Here is a 24361-nt window from a genome sequence, read left to right as displayed (position 1 = left end):
GCCGTGCTTTTATTAAGGGGTCGCCTTGCGGCCCTTTTGGCTATCTGCCGGCCGACTACTTAATGCATTTTGTCGTGACAATCGTCGTTCTGACCGAAAATAAGTGGCAGGCCGTTTCACGGTTTTCGATGAGGAGATGGTTTCGCCGAAACCTTTCAGGTAATCGCGAGGTTTTCACGGGGTGGCGGTTATGACTCGTCAGGCGTTGACCTGTTTGATTTAATGGGCTAGATTCTCGAAGCATTGGGCCGGGCCATGGAAAGCGCGGCTTTATCCGGAAAGAATGTGGATTCGAGTAAATCCCATTCCGGCCATTACTTTTTTCAGGGGTACCTATCCAGATGAGTCAATTCGACGTAAAGAACCTTTCCGCCGATGAACTGAAGAAACTGGTCAATGACGCCGAGCAGGCCCTGCGCGAGCGCAGCAAGCAGCGCGTCATGGAGTTGCGCCGCGAGGCCGAGGCGCTGGCCAGCGAGCTCAATACCACCGTGGCCGATATCTTTGGTTTGGAGAAGGGCAGCAAGCAGGCGGGCAAGAAGTTGCCGGCCAAGTACATGAACCCGGCCAACCCGTCGCAGACCTGGTCGGGGCGCGGCAAGCGGCCCAACTGGCTGGTCGATGAGCTCAACAAGGGCAAGAAGCTCGAGGACTTCCGCATCTGAATCATTGACCCCGGTGTTTGATCGGGGTGCGGCGAATCGTTTGTACGATTCGGTCAAAAAGACAGGCCCTGCCAAACGGCAGGGCCTTTTTGCATGTGATCCGATTGTATGCGATTCGATTAGCCTTGCTGCTTGATACGTTGGGTGAGCCATTCCGGTGGTTTGTCGATTTTATCCAGGCAATGTCGCGCGGCGCGTTCGATCACGCCGTGCTCGTGATAAAGCCCTTCCTTCTCGGCCCATTCGCGCGCTTCCTCTTCGAGGATGCCGTGGTGTTTCGCCACGCTGATTAGCTGAACCACGCCGTCACGGTGCCATTTTGCCTGGGTCTGGCTTTTCTCCTGCTGACTTTCGGCGACGGCCACCGATGCGGCGGCAATCAATGGCGCGCTCTCGTCCCGGCGAGCTGAATCGCTTCCCAGCAGTCTGGCGGCCAGTGGGCAGGTGACCTCGGCAGGGGCGCGCAGCGATAGGGCGGCCGTGAACGCCAGCAGCAGACGTTGTGGGTCGTTGCCGGCCTGGTCGACGAGACGATTGAGTACCGTGCGGTAGTTGCCAGCGCGGACCATCAGGACGATGCCGCGTTCGCGCAGGTCCGGGTCGAGCTGGTTGCCGAGTCGATCGAGTACCCGCTGCCACAGGCCCAGGCGTTTCTCGTCGAGATGGGGCGAGAGAATCTCCACGGCCTCTTCGGCGCCGCCCTGTTCGACCAGTTGCTCGATCAGGGTGTCGGCCGCCTGTTCCAACCACGCCGGATCGTCGCAGCGGGCGGCTGTTTTCACGGCTTGTGTCATGACCGGGATGGCCTTGAACAGGCTCCCCTGACGACGGAGCAGGGTGGCTAGATCCAGGTGCACCTGGGTGGCGATTTCCGGCGGCAGGGTCGCGAATTCCGGATGGTCGACCAGATCGCGAAGTCGGGTGATTGCCTCTGCCACCTCGCCCCGCGCGGCCAGGGCGAGGGCCAGGGTATGCGTCAATCCGGCGTCCCAGGCCTCGCTCAGCAATCCTTCGGCCAGATCGCTGGCTTCCTGCAACTGCCCTTCGCCGATAAGGGTCACGGCGAGACCGTCGCCGATCTCGAATCGGCGCGGGTCGTGGCAATGACGCATCCAGTCGAGCAGCCACGGCAGTTCGTCACGAGCGATTCGATCGGTCTGCCAGGCCTGTTCGTAGTACCAGTCGATCAAGTCTGCGGCCTGATCGCAGTCCACGCGACTGGTGGCCGGTTCGGTCATTTGGCTGCGCAGGGTGTCGAGAGGTGAGGGGAGCGATTCGGGCATGGTTGGGCTCGAGGCAAGGGTGTGATCAGAACGGTTTCGGCGTTCGAAGTCTACCGGACTCCCCCGTGGATGACGGGTTCGAATCACGCTCGCCTCGACACCGGCTGCGGTTTCTTTATACTCCGCCGCCGGAGTTGGCCAGATTGTCGCGGCGTTCCTCGTGAACGTCGAGGAAAGTCCGGGCTCCATAGGGCACGGTGCCAGGTAACGCCTGGGCGGCGCGAGTCGACGGAAAGTGCAGCAGAGAGTAGACCGCCGATGGCCACCGCAAGGTGGCACAGGTAAGGGTGAAAGGGTGCGGTAAGAGCGCACCGCACGCGTGGTAACACGTCGTGGCACGGTAAACCCCACCGGGAGCAAGGCCAAATAGGGGAACAATGGCGTGGCCCGCGCTGTTCCCGGGTAGGCTGCTCGAGCGCGACGGTGACGTCGCGCCCAGATGAATGGCAATCCACGACAGAACCCGGCTTACCGGCTGACTCCACCCCATTTTGTGTTTTCGGCGGAACGATCCCGTTTCCGCCGGCGAATGCGGCTAATCGAAGCCCTGCCGACTCGGCGGACACGCTCGACTCCACCCCGCGGCACCCGTACCCGATTTCCTCCCACTTTCCCCCACCGGCACTTCGGTGCGCCGGGATGCGGCTGCGCACATCCTCGTGCGCTTTGTTATCTATGCGCGGTAACCCCCTGTTTTTATCTGGAAACAGGGTCTCGATTCTCCTCTATTTGTTGGCTAACTCCTTGTGGTCAAAAGAAAAATGCCGCCATTTGCTTGATAGCCCTGTTGGCTGGGGCTATAGTGCGCGCAGGTGTAGAAAAGTGGGGAAAAGTGGGAAAAAGTGTTCCGAGGCATCACCAACCTGAATCTCGACGCCAAAGGTCGCCTGGCCATGCCCACGCGTCATCGGGAGGCGTTTGCCCAGGATGAGAACCAACTGATCCTTACCATCGACACGCAGGAACACTGCCTCCTTATCTACCCGCTGGCGACCTGGCTGGAAATCGAGAAACAGATCGATGCCCTGCCGTCCTTCAACAAGACCGCCAACCGCATCAAGCGGATGTTGATCGGTCACGCCACCCAGGTCGAGTTCGACTCGGCCGGCCGTATTGTCATTCCCCCCGCGCTGCGCGCCCACGCGAAGCTGGAAAAACCGGCCGTGCTGGTCGGGCAGGGCAAGAAGCTCGAGCTCTGGTCGCAGCCACTGTGGAGTCAGATGACCGAGGAGTTCCTCGACCAGTCTGACGAGGACGACCAACTGCCCACGGCCCTGGAGACCCTGTCGCTATGACGGTCGATGCCAGCCACGACACGGTGTTGCGCGACGAGGCGGTCGATCACCTGGTCACCGACCCGGCGGGCACCTATGTGGATGGCACCTTCGGTCGCGGCGGCCACAGCCGCGCCATCCTGGCGAAGCTCTCCGCGAAGGGGCGACTGGTCGGTTTCGATCGCGATGCCGAGGCAGCAGTTAGCGCCGGCCGGCTTGCCGGCGAGGATTCTCGCTTCTCCTTTATCAAGGCCTCCTTTTCCGGCTGGGGCGAGGCCCTGGCCGAGCACGGCATCGACCAGCCGGTGGACGGCGTGATGTTCGATCTGGGCGTGTCCTCGCCTCAGCTCGACCAGGCCGAGCGAGGTTTTTCGTTCCGATTCGACGGTCCGCTGGACATGCGGATGGACCAGAGCCACGGGCCGTCGGCGGCCGACTGGCTGGCGGTCGCCGAGGAAGAGGAGATCCGTGACGTGCTGTTTCGGCTCGGCGAGGAACGCTTCGCGCGTCGGATTGCCGCCGGCATCGTTGACCGTCGCGAGCAAGCCCCGCTGACCCGCACGACTGACCTCGTGGATTGCGTCGTCGCGGCCATCCCGAGGCGCGACCCAAACAAGCATCCGGCCACCCGCACGTTCCAGGCGATCCGGCTCTATATAAACAAGGAACTCGACGAGATCACCCAGGCCCTCGAGCAGGCGCTCGAGCACCTCGCGCCGGGTGGCCGGCTGGTGGTGATCAGCTTCCATTCGCTCGAGGACCGTATCGTCAAACGCTTCATCCGCGATCACAGCACGGCCGGCAAGGATTTCTTCGGCAACCCGGTCGGCGAGGTGGCGTTGAAGAAAGTCGGCAAGGCCATTCGCGCCGGCCGCGAGGAAACCGCTAAGAACCCGCGTGCACGCAGCGCGATCATGCGGGTCGCGGAGCGCACGTCATGAGGGCGGTCAATCTCTTCTTGCTGGTGCTGGTTGTCTCGAGCGCGCTCGCGGTGGTGGTGCTGGTGGCCGAGGATCGGCGACTGACCCAGCAGATCGCCGTGGCGCGGGACGGCATCGAACGTCTCGAAGGGACCTATGCCGAGCTGCAGCTCGAAGAGGGCACGTTGACCGCCCAGGGGCGGATCGAACGTATCGCGACTGAAGACCTCGGCATGCGTCCGCCGGCCGAGGATCAGATCACGGTGGTGTTCCGATGAAGGCGGCCTGGGCATTTATTACCCGTTGGGCCACCTGGCTGGGCGTGCGCTGGCGTGCGGGTGTCGTGCTGATGGTGTTTGCGTTCGCGGCAGTCATGCTGCTCGGTCGGGCGGTGCAGTTGCAGGTCACCGAACGGGATTTCTATGCCGAGCAGGGCGGTGATCGCCAACAGCGCGTACAGACCATTGCGGCCCATCGCGGCATGATCACCGATCGCCACGGCGAGCCGCTGGCCATCAGCGTCGCGATGCACGCGATCTGGATCGACCCCAAGGTAATCGGCGCCCACCCCGAGGCGGTCACCCGGCTGGCGGAAATCCTCGATCAGCCTGCCGCCGAGTTGCAGCGGCGGGTGCGCGAATACGGCTCGCGCCGGTTCCTGTACGTCGCCCGCCAGGTGCGCCCGAGCCTCGCCGAGGCGGTGCGTGCGGCCAAGCTGCCGGGCGTGGGTCTCAAGCGTGAATACAAGCGTTTCTATCCGACCGCGGACGTCACCGCGCCGCTGCTGGGCTTTGCCAATATCGACGACGAGGGGCTGGCCGGCATCGAGCTGAGTTTCGACGAGCTGCTTGCCGGTACCCCGGGCAAGCGGCGCATCCTCAAGGACGGTGATGGTCGCGAGATTGTCGACCTGGGCGTGGTTCAGGCCGCGCGGCCGGGGCAGGATCTCGCCCTCTCCATCGATCGGCGGTTGCAATACCTCGCGTATCGCGAACTATCGCGTGCAGTCGAGGAGCATGATGCGCTAGGTGGATCGGCCACCCTGATGAACGTGGCCACCGGCGAGGTGTTGGCCATGGCCAGTGCGCCGTCGTTCAATCCGAACAACCGGGCCGCGATCGACCCGTCGCTTACCCGTCACCACTCGATAGTCGACCAGTTCGAGCCGGGTTCGGCGGTCAAGCCCTTTACCGTGGCCGCCGCGCTCGCCAGCGGTCGTTGGCAGCCGTCCGATACCGTCGACACGGCCCCGGGTTACCGTCGGGTTGGCGGCTTTACCATCCACGATCACCGCAATTACGGCACGCTTGACATGACCGGCCTGCTGGAGAAGTCGAGCAACATCGGTGCGAGCATGCTGGCCGAGGACCTCGGGGCCCAGGTCATCTGGAACACCTACCGGGGGCTGGGCTTCGGACAGGTCACCGGCGTGGGTTTCCCGGGCGAGGCCTCCGGCTCGCTCAGCCTGTGGCGCGACTGGCGTGTGGCCGACACGGCCGCACACAGCTACGGCTATGGACTGGCGGTTACGCCGTTGCAACTGGCCTCGGCCTATGTCGCACTAGGCAATGGCGGTCAGTTCGTGGCACCCAGCCTGTTGCGCCTGGACGACCCACCCGAAACCCGGCCGGTGTTCGAGCCCGAAGTAGCCGACCGCGTGGTCGGCATGTTGCGTTCCGTGGTCTCGCCGACCGGCACGGCGCCCGAGGCTGCCGTAACCGGCTTCCAGGTTGCCGGCAAGACCGGCACCGTGCGACGCCTGGGCGAGGGCGGCTACTCCCGAACCGACTACAACACTGTCTTTGCCGGCCTGGCTCCGGCGAGCGATCCGCGGCTGGCCCTGGTCGTCGTCCTGCATCGGCCCAATGCCGGCAAGGTCTATGCCGGCGATGTCGCCGCACCCGTCTTCCAGCGGGTGATGAGCGGTGCGCTGCGCATGCTCAATATCCGCCCGGACAACCTGCCGGAACTGCCTGCCGGGCAGATTGCCGGGGACCTGCCGTCCGTGGTGGCCGACTCCAATCGATCCCGGGAGGCTGGCTGACATGGCGCGCGTGGCATTCCCCGAAATCGGTTTGCGAGAGATTGCCCGGCTGCGTCATGCCGGCGCCCCGGATCGTCGGGTGCGCGCGATCAGCGACGATAGCCGCGATCTCGATGCCAGCACGCTCTTCTATGCCCGCGAAACCCAGTCGCACGATGCCGATCGGTTCGTCGCGGATGCATTGGCCCGCGGGGCGGCCGGGGTCATTGGTGCCGGGCTTACGCCGGCCAAGGGCGTGATGCTGATCGACCGCCCGGAGGAGGCGGTCGCCGAACTGATCATGCAGGCCAATGGCTGGAACCACGAGGCGGTTGCGATTACCGCGGTCACCGGGACCAACGGCAAGACCACCGTCTGCCACCTGGTCGCCGGGTTGATCGGCTTCGACGGCGAGCCCGTCGGGGTGATCGGTACGCTGGGTTGGGGACTGTGGTCGCCGCGAGCGGAGTACCAGGCCACGACCAACACCACGCCGGGACTGATCGAAAACTGGCGCCTGATCGGCGAACTGGTCCGTGAGGGCGCGCGCGAGATCGTCATGGAAGTCTCCTCCCACGCCCTGACCCAGGGCCGGGTGGACGGCCTGCCCATCCGCACCGGGGTGTTCACCAACCTCGGTCGGGACCACTTCGACTATCACGGCGACGTCGAGGCCTACCTCGGGGCCAAGGCCCGCCTGTTCGCCTTGCCGAGCCTGCGCCAGGCGGTACTCAATGCCGACCAGTCGGCGACGGCGCGAATGCTCGACACACTCGCCGCCCGAGATGACGCGCCACGCCAGCTGTGCTACTCGCTGGCCCCGGCGGCCGGCTCGACCGACTGCCGCCCATGCCTGACCGGCGTGCTCGAGGCCCCGGAGTCGGGCCGCATGCGACTAGCAGTCAGCGGCTTCGGCGAACGGGCCGAGCTCGAGGCGGCGCTGGCCGGTCGCTTCAATGCCGAGAACCTGCTCGCCGCGCTGGCCGCGCGCTTGGTGGTGGGCGAGACGCTCGATGCCCTTGCCCACCATGTGGGACGGCTCAAGACCCCGCCGGGCCGGATGGAAACTTTTGCGATCGGTCGCGGCATGACTGCCGTGGTCGACTACGCCCATACCGCCGATGCCCTGGAGAACGTGCTTGCCAGCCTGCGCGAAGGGCTGCCTCATGGCGCCCGCTTGGGCGTGATCTTCGGCTGTGGTGGCGACCGCGACACCGGCAAGCGCCCGCTGATGGGGGCCGTGGCCGAACGCCTGGCCGACTGGGTAATCATCACCAGTGACAACCCGCGCAGTGAATCGCCCGAGGCGATCATCGACGCGATCCTGTCCGGCATGACGCACCCCGCGGAGGTCGAACGCCTCGTCGATCGGCAGGAGGCGATTGCCAACGGTATCCGCCGGCTCGCCGACGGACGTCCGGGCGATTGCCTGCTGGTTGCCGGCAAGGGCCATGAAACCGGCCAGGAAATCGGCGACCAGATGCGCCCGTTCGATGACCGTCTGGTGGTTCGCGAACAGGCACGGGAGGTGGCGCCATGATCCGGGCCACGCTCGACCAGATCGCCCGCTGGGCCGAGGGACGCCTGGTCCCGAACCCCGACGGTGCACTACCGGTAGCCGGCGTGGGCACCGACACCCGGGCCGAACTGGGCGGCCGACTGTTCGTCGCCCTGAAGGGCCCGAACTTCGATGCGCATGGCTTCATCGACCAGGCGGCCCAACAGGGGGCGGTCGCCGCGCTGGTCGAACGCGAACAACCGGATTGTGCCCTGCCACAGGTGATCGTCGACGACACGCTCGCCGCCCTGGGGCGGTTAGCCCGGGGCTGGCGCGAGGCGGTCGATCCGACCGTGATCGGGATCACCGGCAGCAGCGGCAAGACCACCGTCAAGGAACTGCTGGCCGCCATGCTGGGTCAGATCGGCGCCACGGCGGCCACCCGCGGCAATCTCAACAATGACATCGGCGTTCCACTGACCTTGCTCGACTGGGCGCCCGAAACGCGTTTTGCGGTAGTCGAGATGGGTGCCAACCACGTTGGCGAGATCGCCCGGCTGACCGAGTTGGTCGCCCCGGACATCGTCGTGGTCACCATGGCCGGGCGTGCCCACGTGGGCGAGTTCGGCTCGGTCGAACGCATCATCGAGGCCAAGGGCGAGATCTATCGCCACTGCCCCGCCGCGGCCCGAGCGCTGATCAACCTGGATTCCAACGGCGCCGACCAGTGGCTGAAGGCCGCGCCGCAGTCCGAGACCTTCACGCTCGATCCCTGCCATCGTGAATGGGCAACCTGGTTCGGCGAATACGATGCGACGGCCCACGAGCTGTCGGTCACCGAACGCAGTCAGCCGGTGTTCGATCGCCTTGCCGTGCCCATGCCCGGCGCGCACAACGCTGCCAATCTGCTCGCCGCGATCGGGCTGGCACGCCTGGCGGGTGCGCCCGTCGAGGCGATCACGACCGGGCTGTCCACCTTCCAGCCGCCGGCCGGGCGGATGGGGCTGGTGGTGCTCGCCAACGGCTGGCAATTGATCGATGACAGCTACAACGCCAACCCCGAGTCCATGCGGGCCGCGCTCGGCTACCTGGCCGGCCAGCCCGGGGCACGGTTTGCTGTGCTCGGCAGCATGGGCGAGCTGGGCTCGGAGGACGAGCTACTCCATCGCCAGTTGGGCGAGTTCGCCGCTGGCCAGGAACTCCAGGGGGTGATCGCGGTCGGTCCGGGGGCCGCGGCGCTCGCCGCCGGTTTCGAGGCTGCCGGCGGCCCGGCCGGCTCGCTCGATGTGGTCGAGGACAGCGAGGCGGCCGCCCAGGCATTGCGCCAGCGCTTGGCCGACTACGGCCGGACAGCCGTGACGGTGCTGCTCAAGGGCTCACGTTTCATGCACATCGAACGGGTCCGCGAGGCCTTCGAACGGGAGATCGGCATCGCGCCGGGGACCGGCAACACCACCACAGGGAGAGGGCGAGATGCTGCTCTGGCTGACTGAATGGCTGACCCAGTACGCCAGCTTCTTTGGCGTATTCGAATACTTGACGTTCCGCGCGATGCTGGGCGTGGCCACGGCGTTGTTGATCTCGCTGGCGATTGGCCCGTTCGTTATCCGCTGGCTGCAAAGCGTCAAGGCGGGTCAGCCGATCCGCGAACTCGGCCCGCAGACCCACCTGGCCAAGGCAGGCACGCCCACCATGGGTGGGGCGCTGATCCTGATCTCGATTGCCGTCTCGATGCTGCTCTGGGGCAGCCTCGGTAACGTCTATGTCTGGGTCGCGTTGCTGACCACCATGGGCTTTGGCCTGATCGGTGGTTGGGACGACTACCTCAAGCTCTCGCGTCGCAACAGCGACGGGCTGGCCGCGCGTTGGAAATACCTGGGCCAGTCGGTCATCGCGCTGGTGGCCGCCGTCTTCCTGTTTTCGATCGCCGAGACGCCGGCCGAGACCAGTCTGCTGATCCCGCTGGTCAAGGATGCCCTGATCCCGCTGGGCTTCGGCTTCGTGATCCTGACCTATTTCGTGGTAGTCGGCAGCTCGAACGCCGTCAACCTCACCGATGGGCTCGACGGGCTGGCGATCATGCCCACCGTTCTGGTCGCCGGTGGATTGGGCGCGTTTGCCTACGTCACCGGTCACTACGAGTTCGCCAACTACCTGGGCCTGCCGTTCATCGCCGGGGTGGGCGAACTGGTGGTCTTCTGCGCCGCGATCGTCGGCGCGGGTCTCGGCTTTCTCTGGTTCAACAGCTACCCCGCCCAGGTGTTCATGGGTGACGTGGGTGCGCTGGCCCTGGGGGCGGCCTTGGGCATCGTCGCGGTGATGGTCCGCCAGGAGATCGTGCTGTTCATCATGGGCGGCATCTTCGTGCTCGAGACCGTCTCGGTGATGCTCCAGGTCGCCTCGTTCAAGCTGACCGGCAAGCGCATCTTCCGCATGGCGCCGATCCATCACCACTTTGAGCTCAAGGGCTGGCCCGAGCCGAAGGTGATCGTGCGCTTCTGGATCATCACCGTGATCCTGGTGTTGATCGGCCTGGCAACGATGAAGGTGCGCTGATGAAACTGATTGTCGGCATGGGACAGACCGGATTTTCCGCGGGGCGCTTCTTCGCTCGTCGCGGCGAGTCGTTCGTCGCCGCCGACACCCGCGGGGCGAATGCTCCTCGCGTCGCTTGGCTCGACGCGTTCGGTGCCGACACGGTCTTCGACGGGGAAATCGGCGCGGCCATGCTCGACTCGGTCCAACTCCGAGCGCTCGACGGCATCGTGCTGAGCCCGGGGCTCGACTCCGCAGTCGAACCGCTGGCGGGGCTGCTGGACGAGGCGCGCCATCGCGGCATTCCGGTTGAGAGCGACATCGCCGTCGCGCTGCGCCATGCCCCGGTGCCCTATGTCCTGATCACCGGCTCCAACGGCAAGAGCACGGTCACGGCATTGACCGCCGAACTGCTCACCGCCGCGGGGTATCGGGTGGCCATTGGTGGCAACTACGGCACCCCGGCCTTGGACCTGCTGGCCGAGCCGGGCGATGTCCTGGTGCTCGAGGTCTCGAGCTTCCAGTTGGAGGCCTGCGATCCCGAGGCCATCCGCGCACGGGCCGCGACCGTATTAAATATCAGTGCCGATCACCTCGACCGGCACGGCTCGATCGATGCCTATGCGGCCCTCAAGCAGAAGATCCTCGTCCATGCCGAGACGGTCGTGATCAATGCCGACGATGCGCGTGTTGCGGCGATGGCAACCGACAGTGGCGCTCGGGTCGTGACCTTTTCCGCCGGGGCGAGCGACGACTCGCTTGGCGCCGAGCATCGCTATTACCTGGATGCCGATGGCGAATCCCTCTGTCGCGACGACCAGGTGCTGTTCGCCGGCGAGGATCTTTCCCTGCCGGGGGCTCACAACCGCATGAATGCCCTGGCTGCCCTGGGGCTGGTCGAGGCCGTGGCCGGTCGAGCCGCGCTCGACGGGGCGGCCCTGCGTGCCGCGTTGGTCGCGTTCACCGGCCTGCCGCATCGCATGCAGGTGGTCTGCCGCTGGCCGGTCAATGGCGGCGAGGTGCGCTTCATCAACGACTCCAAGGCCACCAATGTCGGTGCTGCCGTGGCCGCGATCGATGGGTTGGCCGCGGGCGGCGTGGCCGGCCAGGTGGTGATTGTCGGTGGTCAGGCCAAGGGTCAGTCCTTCGAGGAGCTGGCCGCGGCCCTCAAGACCCACGCCCTGGGCGTGGCGCTGATCGGCGTCGATGCCGACCGGATTGAATCGGTACTCGCCTCGGCAGCCGGGGGCACGTTGCCCATCGCACGCTGCGAGTCGCTCGAGGCCGCCGTGACCTGGGCCGCCGAGAAGGCCTCTGCCCGGGTATCGCCCGGTCGGCAGGTAGTGGTGTTGCTGTCCCCGGCCTGTGCGAGCTTCGACCAGTTCCGCGGCTATGCCGATCGCGGCGAGCATTTTGCCCGGGCGGCCGAGTCGATCTGCGACCCGCGTGATGTACCGGCGCAGGTTTCCGTGGAGGTGGCCTCATGAGCCTGTGGCAACTCAACGCCCGCGGTTGGCAATCGCTTGGACGACTGGGCAGCCAGGGTCTGCAATGGCTCGCCGATCGCAATGTGGTCGACGGGGCAAAAGATGCCACCAGCGGCATTTCCCTGGATCGGTCGTTCCTCATCGCGCTGCTGGCGCTGTTGTCGATCGGCCTGGTGATGGTCGCATCGGCCACCCTCGGCATGGGCGATTCCGCGGCAGCCGGCCGTGGTCTGCTGATTCGTCAGTCAGGCGCGGTGGTCGTCGGCTTGATCGCGCTGTCTGTGCTGCTGATGGTGCCGTTGCGCCACTTTGTAGCCCTGCGAAACGTCATCCTGATCGCCTCGATCCTGTCCTTGGCCGTGTTGTTCATCCCGGGGGTGGCACACACCGTGAACGGCGCGACGCGCTGGATCGATCTGGGCTTCATGCGGGTCCAGGTGAGCGAGTTTGCTCGCCTGGGCATGATCGTCTGGATGGCTGCCTATCTCGGTGTGCACCTGGAGAAGGTACAGACGCGTATCCGCGGCATGGCAGCCCCGGTGGCGGTGATCATGCTCGCCTCGACGCTCCTGCTGCTGCAGCCGGACTACGGCAACACCCTGGTGCTCGGCGCGACACTCTTTGCCATGGCCTGGCTGATGCGCGCCCAGCTGCAAACCATGTTGATGTTGATGGCCGCCGGCGGGGCATTGGCCGTGGTCGGCGTGTTCTCGGCCCAGTACCGGGTCGATCGCCTGCTGTCATTCTCCAATCCCTTTGCCGACCCGTTCGGCGACGGCTACCAGCTCGTCAACGCCCTGATCGCTATCGGTACCGGCGGGCTGTTCGGCCGCGGTCTGGGCGAGGGCGTGCAGAAGCTCGCCTATCTGCCGGAGGCGCACACCGATTTCATCTTCGCCGTCTACGCCGAGGAATTCGGCCTGTTCGGCGTCATCGCGTTGCTGGGGCTCTACGGGGTGCTGGTCTGGCGTGGCTTCGTGATCGCGCGCATGGCTTGGGCGGTGAAGCACTACACCGGCGCGGCGCTGGCCTGGGGCATCAGCACCTGGATCGGCATGCAGACGCTGATCAACATGGGCGTGAACATGGGGCTGCTGCCCACCAAGGGCCTGACCCTGCCGCTGATCAGCTACGGCGGTTCGGCGATGGTCGCGACCCTGCTTGCCATGGGCCTGATCCTGCGTGTACACCACGAGGCCAGCCGGGCGATGGCCGAGGCCGGTATCGAGGATGTGCGGGAGGTGACTCGGTGAGCCGCGCGGTGATCTACGTCATGGCCGGTGGCACCGGCGGGCACGTGGTGCCGGCACTGGCGGTGGCCGGTGCACTGGCCGAGCGTGGCTACGCCATCCGTTGGATGGGCACCGAGCGCGGCATCGAATCGCGCCTGGTCCCGGAGGCCGGCTACCCGATCGACTATCTCGCCATTGGCGGGCTGCGCGGCAAGGGGCTGGCCACCCGGCTGGCAGCACCCTTCCGGCTGCTGCAGGCCGTCTGGCAGGCCGGCGGGCTGTTGCGCCGCCACCGCCCCGCTTTGGTGATCGGCATGGGCGGCTTTGCCGCCGGGCCGGGCGGACTTGCGGCCTGGCTGTTGCGCCGGCCGCTGGTGATCCACGAACAGAACGCCATTGCCGGGCTGACCAACCGGGTGCTCTCCCGTTTGGCCCGCGTGACGCTGGCGGCCTACCCGAAGGCCTTCGGGAAGGCACTGGCCTCAAGCCATGTGGTGGGCAACCCCGTGCGTAACGAGATCGCCGCCCTGCCGGAGCCGGCAAGCCGGTTCGAGGGTCGTGGTGGGCCGGTACGCGTGCTGGTGCTCGGCGGCAGCCTGGGCGCCCAGGCGCTCAACGAGGCCGTGCCTCAGGCACTGGCACGTATTAGCCAGCAAACCGATCTGGTCGTGCGTCACCAGGCGGGGCCACGTCATCTGGAGAAGGCCGTCGCCCATTACGAGTCTGTCGACTGGGGTGCCGACAGTCGCCACGAGGTATCGGGCTATATCGACGACATCGCCGAGGCCTTCGGCTGGGCGGATTTCGTCATCGCCCGGGCGGGCGCCATGACCGTTGCCGAGATCGCCGCTGCAGGTATCGGCGCGCTGTTCGTGCCGTTCCCACACGCCGTCGACGATCACCAGCGATTCAATGCCGCCTGGCTGGTTGATCAGGGTGCCGCTCGGCTCTTGAACCAGCACGAGGCGGACGTCGACACCCTGGCACGTCTGCTTGGGCCGCTACTGGCCGACCGGGCCGCCTTGCTCGACATGGCGACACGTGCCCGCGAGGCGGCCGTGCCCGACAGCACCGCGCGGATCGCGGCGATCTGCGAGGACGTGATCGCCGGGAAAACCCAAAACACACAACCCGGGGAGGGCCGGTAATGGATGCAGTGACAGCCGATTTCGCCCCGGTCGCCCAGGTGCGCATGCGCAAGGTGCGCCACCTGCACTTCGTCGGTATCGGCGGGGCGGGCATGAGCGGTATCGCCGAGGTGCTGCACACGCTGGGCTTCGTGGTGTCCGGCTCGGACATGAACGAATCGCCGGCGGTGCGTCACCTGCGCGAGCTGGGCATCGAGGTGTTCATCGGTCATGCCACGGAGAATCTCGCCGGGGCCGACGTGTTGGTAGTCTCGACCGCGATCGCAGCGGACAACCCGGAGCTGTTGGCGGCGCACGAGCGGCGCATGCCGGTGGTGCGTCGTGCCGAGATGCTCGCCGAGATCATGCGGTTTCGGATCGGGTTGGCGGTCGCCGGCACCCACGGCAAGACCACCACCACCTCGCTGTTGGCCGCGATCATGGCCGAGGCGGGGCTCGATCCCACCTACGTGATCGGCGGCAAGCTGCTATCCAGCGCCTCGAACGCGCGCCTCGGCCGGGGTGAATACCTGCTCGCCGAGGCCGACGAGTCGGATGCCTCCTTCCTGCACCTGCAGCCGCACGTCGCGGTGGTCACCAATATCGACGCCGATCACCTCGAGACCTACGACAACGATTTCTCGCGCCTGCTCGATCACTTCGTCGAATTCCTGCACAACCTGCCGTTCTACGGGTTGGCGGTGCTGTGTGCCGATGACAGTCACACCATGAGCATCGTCGACCGGGTGGGTCGGCAGGTGCTGACCTATGGCATCGATGAGCCGGCCGACGTGCGCGCCACGGCCATCCACAGCGATGGCTTCGAGTCGAGCTTCGACGTCAGCCTGCCGGGCGGCGAGTCGTGGCATTGCCGGCTGGCGATGCCGGGGCGGCACAACATTCTCAATGCCCTGGCGGCGATCACGGTCGCCCACGACCTCGGCGTCGAGGGTGAGGCGATCGTCCGGGCACTGGCCGGCTTCAAGGGCGTCGGTCGCCGCCTCGAGCGTCGCGGTTCGCTCGCCTTCACGCAGGGGCGGCGGATGCTGCTCGACGACTACGGCCATCACCCGCGCGAGGTCGCCGCCACCCTGGCGGCGGTGCGCGATGCCTGGCCGGACGAGCCGCTGCTCCTGATCTTCCAACCGCATCGCTACACCCGCACCCGCGACCTGTTCGAGGACTTTGTCGAGGTGCTCTCGCAGGTGGACCAGCTGATCCTGATGGAGGTCTACGCCGCCGGCCAACAGCCAATCGCGGGTGCCGACGGGCGGAGCCTGGCCCGGGCGATCCGTGCTCGCGGCCAGGTCGACCCGGTCTTTGTCGCCGAGCCGGCCCAGGTGGTCGAGGTGATCGACGACATGGTCCGCGAAGACGGCATTGTCCTGACGCTGGGTGCCGGCAATGTCGGCAGCCTGCCGGGGTTGCTGCTCGAGCACTGGGAGGACCGGGCATGAACGAGCAGGCACAACAGGCACAAGCACAAGCCCTGGGGCGCGTGATGGTGCTGATGGGCGGCTGGTCGGCCGAGCGGGAGGTCTCGCTCGCCAGTGGCCGGGCCGTCCACGAGGCATTGATCTCCCGCGGCGTGGATGCGATCGGCGTCGATCTGGATCGCGCCGGTGCCCAGGAACTGGGCAAACGCCTGCTGGCCGAGCGGGTCGATCGGGTCTTTATCGCCTTGCACGGTCGTGGCGGCGAGGACGGTCAGGTTCAGGCACTGCTGGAACTGGCCGAGATGCCCTACACCGGCAGCGGCATGGCCGCCTCGGCCATTGGCATGGACAAGGTGATGTGCAAGCGCATCTGGCAGGGCGCGGGACTGGACACGCCCGCCTTTGCCATGGTCGACAGCCTCTCCGCGGCACGCGAGGCCGCCGAGGCGCTGGGTTGGCCGGTAATTATCAAGCCGACGGCGGACGGTTCCAGCGTCGGCGTGAGCAAGGTCGATGACCCGGCGGGTGTCGAACCGGCCTTCCGCGAGGCCGCCGCCCATGGCGAGGTTATGGTCGAACAGTTCATCGCCGGTGGCGAGTACACCGTTGCCATCCTCGGCGAACAGAGCCTGCCGGCGATCCGGATCGAGGCGAGCGCCGACCATGCCTTTTACGACTACCAGGCCAAGTACGAGGCCGAGGACACCGGCTACCGGATTCCCTGTGGCCTTTCTGCTGAGGAAGAGGCCCGGCTGGCTGAGGCGGCCCGGACGGCATTCGGCCTGATTGGTGCCCGAGGCTGGGGCCGGGTTGATTTCATTCGCGACGCCGAGGGGCGGCACTGGTTGATCGAGGTAAACACAGTCCCCGGGATGACCAGTCATTCGCTGGTACCCATGGCCGCGCACGCGGTCGGGATGGATTTTCCGGGGCTCTGTGTCGCCATTCTCGAGCAGACCCTGGGCAGCCGGCCCCACCCGGCCGGGGTGTCCACGGGAGGTGAGTCGGCTGATGGAGCGGTTTGATGACAACGCGACGTGCCTCCCGGGTACGGCCCCGCGGGCCGAGCTGGCGCGAGCGCTGGACGGCGTTCGTTACAGGCCTGCGGGTGGTGTTGCGCTGGGCCTGGCGGATCGGACTGTGGCTGGCCTTTGTCGCCGCGGTGGCACTGGTCTCTCAGCGGGTCTGGCTCAAGCTCCAGTCGCCGGTGGCGGCACTGGAGATCGACGGAGCCAATCGCTTCGTCACCCAGGAGCAGGCCCGTCAGGAACTGTGGCCCGCGCTGGGGCAGGGGATCTGGAGTGTGGATATCACGGCGTTGCGCGAGCGATTGCTCGAGGACGGCTGGCTTACCGAGGTGCGTATTACCCGGCAATGGCCGGATCGGCTGCTGGTGAGTCTGCAGACCCATCAGCCGATCGCCGCCTGGAACGGGGACCGGTTGCTGAGCGCTTCGGGCGCGGTGTTCGCCCCACAGCGGCGACCCGTCGATCTGAGCCTGCCGCGGCTGGCCGGACCGACCGGCAGCCAGTGGACCGTCTGGGAACGCTACACCAGCCTCAAGCCGGTGCTGGCCACGGTCGGATTGGAACTCGCGGGCGTGACGATGAGCCCGCGCGGCTCGCTGAGTCTCGCGCTCGCCTCCGGGGCGGTGATCCACACCGGGCAGGAATCGCTGGAGGCACGACTGCAGCGATTGCTGGACGTCTACCCGGACACGCTGGCCGGGAAGATGGACCGGGTCGAGCGCATCGACCTGCGCTACAGCAACGGCTTTGCCGTGGCCTGGCGCGAGGCGGACAGCGAAACGAACGAAAAGACAACAAACGACTGACAGGGATGTTTTGGAGCCAGGAACGAACCGAAACCATGGCAATCAAGGGCAGAAACACAGCATGAGCGCGTTGAGAAAAGGAGAGCGGGAGTTCGTTGTCGGACTCGACATCGGCACCAGCAAGGTGGCGGCCCTCGTTGGCGAATGCGACGGCGACGGTCGGTTGAGCCTGATCGGCTACGGCTCGCATCCGACCAACAAGGGGCTGCGGCGTGGCTCGGTGGTCGATATCGAGTCCACCTCGATGGCGATTCGCCGCGCGATCGACGGGGCGAGTGCCTTGTCGGACTGCGAGATCGGGTCGGCATGGGTCGGGGTCGCAGGCGATCACGTCCGCAGCCTGGACTCGCAGGGGATGACCGGCACCGGGGGGCGCGAGATCACCGACGGCGATGTCAGCCAGGTGATCCAGTCGGCCCGAGCGGTGAAGATCCCCGATGGCCAGCAGATCCTGCATTGCGAGCCGCAGGAGTTCCGCATCGACGGGCAGGACGGTATCCGCAAACCGCAAGGCATGAGCGGCCATCGGCTGGAGGCGAACGTGCACATCGTCACCTCGGCGGCGAACAATGTGCAGAACGTGATCAAGTGCGTTGAGCGTTGTGACGTGCATGTCGAAGGCACCATCCTCGAGCCGATCGCCGCGGCCCGCGCCGTGCTCAACGACGACGAGCGCGAACTCGGGGTGGTGCTGATCGACATCGGCGGTGGCACCACGGATATCGCGATCTACACCGGCGGGGCGCTGCGTTATGCCGCCGTGCTGCCGATCGCCGGCGAGCAGATCACCAACGACCTTTCCTACGGCCTGACCACGCCGCCGGCCGAGGCCGAAAAGATCAAGATCAACCACGCCAACCTCGGTGCGCTGGACGAGCGCGAAGCCTCGCGTGCCATCGAGGTGCCGGGGGTTTCCGGTCGCCCGCCGCGGCGCATTCCGCAGGAGACGATGATGCGCATCGTCCGCCCGCGGGTGGAGGAGCTCCTTTCCTACGTGCAGGAGGAGATCCGCCAGTCGGGTTGCCAGAACCTGGTGAACGCCGGCGTGGTGCTCACCGGCGGCACGGCACAGATGCCGGGCTTCGTCGAGTTGGCCGAAGACTTTCTGCAGATGCCGGCCCGACTGGGGACCCCCCAGGGTGTGGTCGGCAATCTGGACGCCTTGGGGGACCCGGCGAACGCCGCCGGGATTGGTTTGATGCTGCACGGGCTGCAACAGGCCCGCGAACAAACGGCCCATGGACCGGCAACGGTCCATGGAAATGTTCTGGAACGCCTGAAGGGCTGGTTCCGCGATCACTTCTGATTCACACCACTTATCTGAATGCCACGCGAGAGAAGGAGATGACACCATGAGCAACTGGACTATGGCCGAAATGCAGACCGAGAGCGCCAAGATCAAGGTTATCGGTGTTGGTGGGGGCGGCGGCAACGCCGTGGCCCACATGGTCACGCAACACATCGAGGGCATCGAGTACATCAGTGCCAACACCGATGCCCAGGCGCTGGTGAAGAGCAACGCGCCGTCGCAACTGCAGATCGGCGCGAACATCACCAAGGGTCTCGGTGCAGGCGCCGACCCGGAACTGGGCCGTCAGGCCGCCCTCGAGGATCGTGAGCAGATCCAGGAGGCAATCTCCGACGCCAACATGCTGTTCATCACCACCGGCATGGGTGGCGGCACCGGCACCGGCGCGGCACCGGTGATCGCCCAGATCGCACGGGACATGAACATCCTCACCGTGGCGGTGGTCACCCGGCCGTTCTCATTCGAGGGCAAGAAGCGCACTAGCGTGGCCATGGAAGGCATCCAGGAACTCGAGGACAACGTCGACTCGCTGATCGTCATCCCGAACGACCAGCTCACCGCAGTGATGGGCAAGCAGGCCGCCCTGCGTGATGCCTTTGCCGCCGCCAACGAGGTGCTGTTCACCGCCGTGGCCGGTATCTCCGAGCTGATCACCCGTCCGGGTGAGATCAACCTCGATTTTGCCGACGTGCGGGCGATCATGACCGAGAAGGGCACGGCCATGATGGGCACCGGCATCGGCACCGGCGACAATCGCGCCGCCGAGGCAGCAGAAGCGGCCATTCACAGCCCGCTGCTCGACGACATCAACCTCACCGGCGCCGAGGGCATCCTGGTCAACGTCACCTCCAACGGCGACCTGTCGATCGGCGAGTTCATGGAGATCGGCGAGATGGTCCAGGAGTTGGCCGGCGACGAGGCGGTGGTCAAGGTGGGCACCGCAGTCGACGACGAGCTCGACGGTCAGCTGCGCGTCACGCTGGTGGCCACCGGGCTGTCTCGGATCAAGAACGTCAACGCCGAGTCGAGCAAGCCGCGCGTGGTGATCGACAATGCTCGCCGCGAGGAGTCGAACGAGTCGAGCGAGCCGTCGCATGCCGAGGTCCAGCAGGCCTACGCCGGCACCGCCCATCGCGGCAACACCGCGATCAACCTCGACACCATCGACATTCCGTCGTTCCTGCGCCACCAGGCGGACTGAATGACGGTCCCCGGTTGATTGCCGGGGCAAAACTCGCGAGGCAAAAACAAAGGCCCCGGACTCGTGTCCGGGGCCTTTTCCATTTATCGGTTCCGCTTGCGTCAGCCATCGGGCAGCAACTGCACCACCCGCATGGCCTGGCGGTCGTCGATCCAGCTGCGTCGCTGTGGGTCGCGCAGTGTGATGAAGAACAAGAGGCCGAGCGTGGCCAGGCTGAGCACGCCGAAGCCGAAGCGTGCCAGCATCGGCCCCAAGCAGGCGCCGCTGCGTTCACGGATCAGAAGCAGGCGCCAGACCTTCATGCCGGGCGTCTGGCCGAATCGGCACCAGAAGAACACGAAGTAGGCCGCGATCCAGGCGAGCAGGTAGAGGCGGAACAGCCACTGGATGGGCCCTTCCGGTGGAACGGGCTCACCGCCGGTGAACACCAGGGCGATGAACGTGGCCAGGATCACCACGGCGATGACGAACAGCATGTCGTAGAAAAGCGCCGCGACACGTCGCCACAGCGGGGCGGTACGCGCAGGGCGCTTGGGCGCGTCGTTTTTGCTGGAGTCGGTCATGTGTTGGCCTTCGTGGGCTCGGGCAGGGCGATGTCCTGCAGGATGGCCTCGATGGTCTTCAGGCGCTCGTCGAGCGTCGGCATTTCCCGGTTAAAGCGCAGGGTGTCGGCTGACAGTCGATAGGTCTCCGGGGCGGCCTGCACGGCGGCGACCAGCTTGGCCGGGTCGATGCGGGCGTTCTCGCCGAAGATCAGGCGGCCGCCCCGGGCCGTGAGCTCGAGCTTGGTAATGCCGATCCGCCGGGCACGGATGCGCAGCCGGTGGGTCTCGATCAGGGCGACGACCGGCTCGGGCAGTAGGCCGAAGCGGTCGATCAGCTCCACCTTGAGCTCGTCGAGCGCCTCGTCGTCCGTCGCCGTCGACAGACGCTTGTACAGCGTCAGTCGGGTATGGACGTCGTTGACGAAGTCCTCCGGGATCAGTGCGGGCTCGCCCAGATCGACCTCGGTGCTAGCGTTCTGCATCGGCGCGTCCAGTGCCGGCTCGCGGCCCTGGCGGATGGCAGCGACCGCCCGGTCGAGCAGCTGCATGTAATAGCGGTAGCCGACCTCGTGCATCTGCCCGGATTGCCCCGAGCCCAGCAGCTCGCCGGCGCCGCGGATCTCGAGATCGTGCGTGGAGAGGGTGAAGCCGACGCCGAGGTCCTCGAGCGCGGCGATCGCCTCGAGGCGCTTCTGCGCATCCGGGGTGAGCTGGCCCGGTTCCGGGGTGATCAGGTAGGCGTAGGCCCGGTGATGCGATCGGCCAACCCGGCCTCGCAGCTGGTGGAGCTGAGCCAGGCCGAACTTGTCGGCGCGATGGATCAGGATCGTGTTGGCCGTGGGGATGTCGATCCCCGACTCGATGATCGTGGTCGAGACCAGCACGTTGAAGCGCTGGTGGTAGAAGTCCGACATCACCTGTTCGAGCCCGCGCTCGCCCATCTGGCCGTGCGCCACGCCGATCCGCGCCTCCGGGACGATCTCCTCGACCAGGCGGGCCATGCGGTCGATGCTCTTGACCTCGTTGTGCAGGAAGTACACCTGGCCGCCACGTTTGAGTTCCCGCTGGATCGCCTCGCGGATCTGCACCTCGTCCCAGCGCAGGATCACGGTCTTGACTGCCAGTCGCTCGCGCGGCGGGGTGGCGATGATCGACAGGTCCCGGATGCCCGAGAGCGCCATGTTGAGCGTGCGCGGGATGGGCGTGGCGGTCAGGGTCAGGAGGTCCACCTCGGCGCGCAGGGCCTTGAGGCGTTCCTTGTCGCGCACGCCGAATCGCTGCTCCTCGTCGATGATCACCAGCCCGAGGTTGGCGAACTCGGGTGAATCACGCAGCAGCTTGTGGGTGCCGATGACGATATCGACCTTGCCGGCCTTGATCCGCTCGCGCAACTCAGCGGTCTTCTTGCCACCCGACAGGCGCGAGAGGCTCTCGATGGTCACCGGCCAGTTGGCGAAACGGTCACGGAAGTTGCGCAGGTGCTGCTCGGCCAAAAGCGTGGTGGGTACCAGCACGGCCACCTGGGTGTGGTTCTCGACCGCGACGAAGGCCGCGCGCATTGCCACCTCGGTCTTGCCGAAGCCGACGTCGCCACAGACGACGCGGTCCATTGGCTGGCCGGCCGCCATGTCGACCAGCACCTGCTCGATGGCCAGCCGCTGGTCGTCGGTCGGTTCGAAGGCGAATTCCTCGGCGAACTGGTGGTAGTCGGCCTCGTCGGCCTTGAGCGAGGTGCCCTTGCGTGCGGCCCGGCGTGCATGCACGTCCAGGAGCTCGGCGGCGACGTCGTGCACCTGCTGGGCGGCGCGCTTCTTTGCCTTTTCCCATTGCCCGGAGCCCAGCCGGTGCAGCGGGGCGGTTTCCTCGGCCCCGCCGGTGTAGCGCGAGATCCGCTCGAGACTCGAGACCGGTACGTAGAGCTTGTCGTCGTCGGCGTAGGTCAGCAGCAGGTATTCCTGCTGCTGGTCGTTCATCTCCAGTGTAACCAGTCCCTGGAAGCGGCCGACCCCGTGATCCTCGTGGACCACCGGTGCGCCGATGGCGAGATCGTCGAGGTTCTGGATGATCGCATCGGTGTCCCGACCGCGACGCGACTTGGCCCGTCGTTGCGCGACCCGCTCGGCGAACAGGTTGGTCTCGCTGATCACCGCCACCGGTCGGCCGGCCGTCGGCAGGATGGCACCGTGCTCGAGTTCGGCCACGGCGATGGTCACCGGCGCCCTGTCGGCCTCGTCCCAACCCTTGATGCCGAGCGGTTTCAGGCCGGCGGCGTTGGTCTGCTCGACCAGAGCCTGGCGCCTACCGCTGCTCTCGGCGACCAGGAGGGTGTGACCGTCGAACCCGCGCACGAACTCGGCCAGTCGCTCGATCACCGCCGGCTGGGCGGCACTGCCTGCCGTCAGGTCGGGCAGGGGCCGGTCGCCGATGTCGGCGGCCTGCGGGAAACGCTCGTCCGAGCCGGCCACCAGCTGCCAGCGCGGAAGGCGCTTGAGATGTTCACCGAACTCGTCCGGTGTCTGGTAGAGCGCCTCGGGGGCCAGGATGGGGTGATCGATGTCACCGGCACGCTGGGCAAAGCGTTCGCTGGTCTCGTGGACGAAGCCCTCGATGGCCTGCTCGACGCCGTCGAACAACAGCAGGCGCGCCGAGTCCGGCAGGAAGTCGAACAGCGTCGCGGTCGACTCGAAGAACAGCGGCAGGTAGCTCTCGATACCGGCCGGCACCAGCCCTTCCGATACCTGCTTGTAGATGGGTGCGCTGGTCGGATCACCGGGGAAGGTGTTGCGCCAGTTCTGACGGAAGGTGGCGATGCCCTTGTCGGTCAGGGGGTATTCGCGCGCCGGCAGTAGGGTGATGGCCTCGACCGTTTCGGTGGAACGCTGCGATTCCGGGTCGAAATGGCGCAGGGTCTCGATCTCGTCGTCAAACAGGTCGATGCGCACCGGCTCGTTGGCACCCATCGGGAACACGTCGATCAGCCCGCCGCGCAGGGCGTATTCGCCGTGCTGCTCGACGGTGGAGACCAGGCTGTAGCCGGCCTCCTCGAGTTGATGGCGATAGGCCTCGCGATCGAGGCGCTGCCCGACCTCCAGCACCATGCCCTGGCCGGTGACGAAGGCCGGTGGGGGTAGGCGCTGGAGCAGGGTGGGGGCGGCGATCAGGGTCAGGCCGCGTGATTCGCCGGGGAGTCGCCACAGCCGTGACAGCCGGTCGGAGATCAGGTCCTGGTGCGGCGAGAAGCGGTCGTAGGGTAGGACTTCCCAGTCGGGGAAGATGCTGGCCTCGATGCCCAGGAATGCCAGGGCGGCGCGGGTGTCGTTGACCGCTCGACTGTCGGGCAGCACGACGAGTACCGGCCGGTCCGCGGCGACGGCTGCCAGACGCGTGGCCAGCGCTCGGCCGAGCTCGGTGTGCACGCGCAGGTAGATCGGGTCGTGGTGATCGGCGGGCTGGGCGATGGACTGCTTGGCGTCGCTCATGGAGTTGGATGCGGATCGTGGTCGAGGCGGGCCCTATGAGGCCGGCGTGTATCAAGGTGGTCGGATTCGGAGCGCGATTGTCGCCTATTTGCCGCGCGGCTGCACGAGCGGCGGGTTGGATGGTGGCCGTGGCCGTCGCGGGTATTGCAGGAACAAAAAAATGCGGGCCGGAGCCCGCATTCCCAGGCAGCCCTTGTCGCTGCCTCGTGTCGATCCCGATTGGATCAGGCGCGCACGTCGATCATGCTGCCAGGCGCGCCGTCCTGTTGCTCGTCACCGGCACGGTTCTGCGCCGCGGCACTCGGCTCACCGCCGTTGACCCGATTTTCGACCGGGTTTTCGACCGGCGTGTTACGGGTCTGGGCGCTCGGGTTGGCCGTCTGCTGATTGGACGGTGTCGAGAGCATGCCGTCGGCGGCCGCCACGTTGCTATAGCCGCTGTCCACATTGGCGATCATGTCGCTTGCCTCCCCTGATATCGGCATCAGGTGTCTGTCATCGATAGCCCCATCC

The 24361-nt window shown here is 66.3% G+C and carries 20 protein-coding genes and 1 other RNA gene; 17 read left to right on the top strand and 4 right to left on the bottom strand.

The window, feature by feature from the left end:
• The first annotated feature begins 341 nt into the window (after window positions 1–341).
• The gene (locus VWP12_RS00265) at window positions 342–665 is read left to right on the top strand and encodes an H-NS family nucleoid-associated regulatory protein (protein ID WP_410474135.1); all 324 of its coding nucleotides are present in this window, start codon (window positions 342–344) and stop codon (window positions 663–665) included.
• A 119-nt stretch (window positions 666–784) separates the two neighbouring features.
• Here VWP12_RS00265 and VWP12_RS00260 read toward each other — a convergent pair whose 3' ends face one another.
• Window positions 785–1948 carry a hypothetical protein gene (locus tag VWP12_RS00260; protein WP_410474134.1) on the bottom strand — a complete coding sequence of 388 codons (1164 nt, stop codon included), beginning with the start codon at window positions 1946–1948 and terminating at the stop codon, window positions 785–787.
• 130 nt (window positions 1949–2078) lie between these two features.
• On the opposite strand from VWP12_RS00260, the gene rnpB reads away from it, so the two are divergent.
• The 16 genes from rnpB to ftsZ all read left to right on the top strand — a co-directional run bounded on the left by rnpB (window position 2079) and on the right by ftsZ (window position 19824).
• Window positions 2079–2435, top strand: an RNA gene (rnpB, locus tag VWP12_RS00255) — RNase P RNA component class A.
• A gap of 355 nt (window positions 2436–2790) precedes the next feature.
• Window positions 2791–3243, top strand: coding sequence for a division/cell wall cluster transcriptional repressor MraZ (mraZ, locus tag VWP12_RS00250; protein WP_125197790.1), 453 nt, complete (start codon window positions 2791–2793; stop codon window positions 3241–3243).
• Window positions 3240–4163 carry a 16S rRNA (cytosine(1402)-N(4))-methyltransferase RsmH gene (rsmH, locus tag VWP12_RS00245; protein ID WP_410474133.1) on the top strand — a complete coding sequence of 308 codons (924 nt, stop codon included), beginning with the start codon at window positions 3240–3242 and terminating at the stop codon, window positions 4161–4163. Before mraZ ends, rsmH begins: the two co-directional genes overlap by 4 nt.
• Entirely contained in the window at window positions 4160–4420 is a 261-nt protein-coding gene (gene ftsL / locus VWP12_RS00240; RefSeq protein ID WP_125197792.1) for a cell division protein FtsL, read from the top strand. The genes rsmH and ftsL overlap by 4 nt, the downstream gene beginning before the upstream one ends.
• Window positions 4417–6186, top strand: a complete 1770-nt coding sequence (locus VWP12_RS00235; RefSeq protein ID WP_410474132.1) for a peptidoglycan D,D-transpeptidase FtsI family protein — start codon at window positions 4417–4419, stop codon at window positions 6184–6186. The genes ftsL and VWP12_RS00235 overlap by 4 nt, the downstream gene beginning before the upstream one ends.
• Before the next feature lies 1 nt (window position 6187).
• Window positions 6188–7705, top strand: coding sequence for a UDP-N-acetylmuramoyl-L-alanyl-D-glutamate--2,6-diaminopimelate ligase (locus VWP12_RS00230; RefSeq protein WP_410474131.1), 1518 nt, complete (start codon window positions 6188–6190; stop codon window positions 7703–7705).
• Complete coding sequence (locus tag VWP12_RS00225; RefSeq protein WP_410474130.1) at window positions 7702–9156, top strand: UDP-N-acetylmuramoyl-tripeptide--D-alanyl-D-alanine ligase; 1455 nt, start codon at window positions 7702–7704, stop codon at window positions 9154–9156. The genes VWP12_RS00230 and VWP12_RS00225 overlap by 4 nt, the downstream gene beginning before the upstream one ends.
• Entirely contained in the window at window positions 9137–10219 is a 1083-nt protein-coding gene (mraY, locus tag VWP12_RS00220) for a phospho-N-acetylmuramoyl-pentapeptide-transferase (protein WP_410474129.1), read from the top strand. Before VWP12_RS00225 ends, mraY begins: the two co-directional genes overlap by 20 nt.
• Window positions 10219–11685 (top strand): UDP-N-acetylmuramoyl-L-alanine--D-glutamate ligase, encoded by a 1467-nt coding sequence (murD, locus tag VWP12_RS00215; RefSeq protein ID WP_410474128.1) that lies wholly within the window; start codon window positions 10219–10221, stop codon window positions 11683–11685. Before mraY ends, murD begins: the two co-directional genes overlap by 1 nt.
• Entirely contained in the window at window positions 11682–12938 is a 1257-nt protein-coding gene (ftsW, locus tag VWP12_RS00210; protein WP_410474127.1) for a putative lipid II flippase FtsW, read from the top strand. Before murD ends, ftsW begins: the two co-directional genes overlap by 4 nt.
• Before the next feature lie 20 nt (window positions 12939–12958).
• Window positions 12959–14065 (top strand): undecaprenyldiphospho-muramoylpentapeptide beta-N-acetylglucosaminyltransferase, encoded by a 1107-nt coding sequence (gene murG / locus VWP12_RS00205; protein ID WP_410474972.1) that lies wholly within the window; start codon window positions 12959–12961, stop codon window positions 14063–14065.
• Window positions 14065–15501 (top strand): UDP-N-acetylmuramate--L-alanine ligase, encoded by a 1437-nt coding sequence (gene murC / locus VWP12_RS00200; RefSeq protein ID WP_410474126.1) that lies wholly within the window; start codon window positions 14065–14067, stop codon window positions 15499–15501. Before murG ends, murC begins: the two co-directional genes overlap by 1 nt.
• Complete coding sequence (locus tag VWP12_RS00195; protein WP_410474125.1) at window positions 15498–16505, top strand: D-alanine--D-alanine ligase; 1008 nt, start codon at window positions 15498–15500, stop codon at window positions 16503–16505. Before murC ends, VWP12_RS00195 begins: the two co-directional genes overlap by 4 nt.
• Entirely contained in the window at window positions 16505–17314 is an 810-nt protein-coding gene (locus VWP12_RS00190) for a cell division protein FtsQ/DivIB (RefSeq protein ID WP_410474124.1), read from the top strand. Before VWP12_RS00195 ends, VWP12_RS00190 begins: the two co-directional genes overlap by 1 nt.
• Before the next feature lie 61 nt (window positions 17315–17375).
• Window positions 17376–18620, top strand: a complete 1245-nt coding sequence (gene ftsA, locus VWP12_RS00185) for a cell division protein FtsA (protein WP_125197801.1) — start codon at window positions 17376–17378, stop codon at window positions 18618–18620.
• 46 nt (window positions 18621–18666) lie between these two features.
• Window positions 18667–19824, top strand: coding sequence for a cell division protein FtsZ (gene ftsZ, locus VWP12_RS00180; protein ID WP_240031373.1), 1158 nt, complete (start codon window positions 18667–18669; stop codon window positions 19822–19824).
• Window positions 19825–19925: 101 nt separating this feature from the next.
• On the opposite strand, the gene VWP12_RS00175 is transcribed toward ftsZ, so the two are convergent.
• The 3 genes from VWP12_RS00175 to VWP12_RS00165 all read right to left on the bottom strand — a co-directional run bounded on the left by VWP12_RS00175 (window position 19926) and on the right by VWP12_RS00165 (window position 24306).
• Window positions 19926–20387 (bottom strand): RDD family protein, encoded by a 462-nt coding sequence (locus VWP12_RS00175; RefSeq protein WP_410474123.1) that lies wholly within the window; start codon window positions 20385–20387, stop codon window positions 19926–19928.
• Entirely contained in the window at window positions 20384–23848 is a 3465-nt protein-coding gene (gene mfd, locus VWP12_RS00170; RefSeq protein ID WP_410474122.1) for a transcription-repair coupling factor, read from the bottom strand. Before mfd ends, VWP12_RS00175 begins: the two co-directional genes overlap by 4 nt.
• A gap of 224 nt (window positions 23849–24072) precedes the next feature.
• A complete protein-coding gene (locus VWP12_RS00165; RefSeq protein ID WP_410474121.1) occupies window positions 24073–24306 on the bottom strand; it encodes a hypothetical protein in 234 nt (77 codons plus the stop codon).
• Between the last annotated feature and the right edge of the window lie 55 nt (window positions 24307–24361).

This window comes from Guyparkeria sp. TX1 (assembly GCF_046523965.1).
Classification (GTDB): Bacteria; Pseudomonadota; Gammaproteobacteria; order Halothiobacillales; family Halothiobacillaceae; genus Guyparkeria.
Note: the sequence above shows the minus strand (reverse complement) of the source record. Positions and strands in the feature narration are given on the sequence as shown.